Raw genomic sequence first — 2,657 nt, 5'->3', positions numbered from 1 at the left:
AATCCGCTGGACTATGACTCTTTTTCGCCATTACTTTCGCTACTACAGCGGCGTTAAAAGCCATTCGTTTAGAATCACTAAACTTCACGACTTTTGCCTTATTTATTTTCAAAAAGAGTGGCGAAAAATAGTCTATAGCTCAAATTATAAACAAAGATCAACAGACCCTAGTATAAGAATAAGGGATATTACTTATCCTATTTAGATTGAGAAAAAAGATTGCGATGAGGATCGTAAAATATTGTTTTTATTGGTTGAGAAAGATACCGCACTTTGCCTTTGTAAACAAAGTGCGGTTTGGGATGAGATTACAAACAGTTTTTTTCGCCGCGCGATAGGCTGATTAAGCCAGAGCGAACGACTTCAATTACCTCGGTTTCTTGTTTGACCGAGGCGATAAACGCATTCAGTTTATCCTTCGTACCAGCGAGCTGGATGGTGTAGCTTTTTGGCGTCACATCAATAATTTGCCCGCGATAAATATCGGATAGGCGTTTGACCTCGTCACGCGAATTGCCTTGTGCCCGCACTTTAAGCAGCATAATCTCCCGTTCAACATGCTCACAATCACTGAGGCTAATCACTTTGAATACATCGACCAGTTTATGTAATTGTTTCTCGATTTGCTCCAGCACTTTCTCTTCGCCAAAAGCTTCGATCGTCATGCGTGATAATGTCGGGTCATCCGTTGGTGCAACAGTCAGGCTTTCAATATTGAATGCCCGTTGTGAAAATAGACCAATAACGCGCGATAATGCGCCGGATTCATTTTCTAATAAGACTGAAATAATTCTACGCATTATGTTCTCTCCGTTTTACTTAAAATCATCTCGTTCATGGCGCCGCCTGCGATTTGCATCGGGTAAACGTGCTCGGTTTCATCGACCAGAATATCCACGAACACCAGTTTGTCTTTAATGGAAAAGGCATGTTGCAATTTCGTCTCCAACTCATCTGGGGTGTTGATTTGAATACCAACATGACCGTAAGCTTCCGCCAATTTGACAAAATCCGGCAGTGAGTTCATGTAGGATTGGGAATGACGTCCGGCATAAATAATATCCTGCCACTGCTTCACCATGCCTAAGAAACGGTTATTCAAACTGATGATCACCACCGGAATATTGTATTGTTGAGCGGTGGACAGCTCTTGAATATTCATTTGAATGCTACCATCGCCGGTGATGCACACTACACAGGCATCGGGATATGCTAGTTTCACACCCATTGCCGCCGGCAAGCCGAATCCCATCGTGCCGAGACCACCGGAATTGATCCAATGACGTGGTTTATCAAATGGATAATAAAGTGCGGCAAACATCTGATGTTGACCGACATCGGAAGCAATATAGGCTTCGCCGTGAGTTATTTTATAAATGGTTTCTACCGCTTGCTGTGGTTTGATTACGTTGCTACTGTGTTCATAATTCAAGCATTGGCGAGCGCGCCATTGCTCTATTTGCTGCCACCATGTCGTTAATGAAGCTTGTGATTTTAGGCTGGTTTCATCGCTTAATAATGATAAAAATTCATTTAAGACCAAATCAGCGCTGCCGACAATCGGGATATAGGTGTTGACATTCTTGGCAATAGACGTTGGATCAATATCAATATGGATCACTTTGGCATGCGGACAATATTTTTCCAAATTATTGGTAGTACGATCGTCAAAGCGCACTCCGATGGCGAGGATTAAATCACTTTCGTGCATGGCATTATTGGCTTCAAAGGTGCCGTGCATGCCCAGCATACCCAATGATTGCTTATCGGTTCCCGGAAATCCGCCCAATCCCATCAATGAGCTGACCACCGGCAAATTCAATTTTCTGGCAAATTCGGTGGCTTGTTCGGCACAATTGGCATTGATAATCCCGCCACCGATAAACATAACCGGTTTCTGGGCAACTAATACCGCTTTCAGCGCCCTCTTGATTTGACCTTTATGTCCGTGAATATTCGGATTGTAGGAGCGCAGCGTGATACTTTTCGGATAAACATAAGGAATTTTATTTGCCGGATTGACAATGTCTTTCGGTAGATCGATCACCACCGGACCAGGACGACCACTGGCGGCTAAATAAAAGGCTTTTTTGATGGTTTCGGCTAGGTCTTCCACGCGTTTGACCAAAAAGCTGTGTTTGACGACTGGACGAGAAATACCGACCATGTCACACTCTTGGAAAGCGTCGCTGCCGATTAAGGCGCTACGGACTTGACCGGAAAAAACTACAAGTGGAACGGAGTCCATATAAGCGGTGGCGATCCCGGTAATGGCATTGGTAGCACCGGGACCAGAGGTGACCAAGACGCAACCGACTTCTCCGGTGGCACGTGCGTAGCCGTCAGCCATATGTACCGCAGCTTGTTCGTGGCGCACCAAAATATGTTCGATGCCGCCATGGGTTTGAATTGCATCATAAATATCCAAAACAGAGCCACCCGGATAACCAAAGACGAATTTGACACCCTGATCTTGGATAGCCTGTACGATAATTTCAGCACCCGATAATTTTTTCATTACGCCCCCTGAGGTAAGTTAGCCATATCCACTAAATATGCTGTTATTTTTACGCCAACCGATTTCGGTTGTCCACTCTTTTTTATTGGGGGTTAAGGCGTATTTTGGCAATTTAAAAGATTTAAATGCTGTATAAATT

Annotated in this window: 2 protein-coding genes; both read right to left on the bottom strand. The window is 44.1% G+C overall.

Annotated features, from left to right (window positions below):
- Nucleotides 1-308 precede the first annotated feature (308 nt).
- Nucleotides 309-800: an acetolactate synthase small subunit gene (gene ilvN / locus FHQ23_RS11370; RefSeq protein ID WP_132966073.1), complete on the bottom strand. Its 492-nt coding sequence runs from the start codon at nt 798-800 to the stop codon at nt 309-311.
- Nucleotides 800-2,518 (bottom strand): acetolactate synthase 3 large subunit, encoded by a 1,719-nt coding sequence (locus FHQ23_RS11365; RefSeq protein ID WP_139614422.1) that lies wholly within the window; start codon nt 2,516-2,518, stop codon nt 800-802. Before FHQ23_RS11365 ends, ilvN begins: the two co-directional genes overlap by 1 nt.
- Nucleotides 2,519-2,657: the final 139 nt, after the last annotated feature.

Source organism: Testudinibacter crocodili (genome assembly GCF_006228025.1).
Lineage (GTDB): Bacteria > Pseudomonadota > Gammaproteobacteria > Enterobacterales > Pasteurellaceae > Chelonobacter.
Note: the sequence above shows the minus strand (reverse complement) of the source record. Positions and strands in the feature narration are given on the sequence as shown.

What these genes read in the sequence shown, in the direction of transcription:
- ilvN (WP_132966073.1), bottom strand. Translation starts at nt 800, where the DNA reads ATGCGTAGAATTATTTCAGTCTTATTAGAAAATGAATCCGGCGCATTA.
- FHQ23_RS11365 (WP_139614422.1), bottom strand. Translation starts at nt 2,518, where the DNA reads ATGAAAAAATTATCGGGTGCTGAAATTATCGTACAGGCTATCCAAGAT.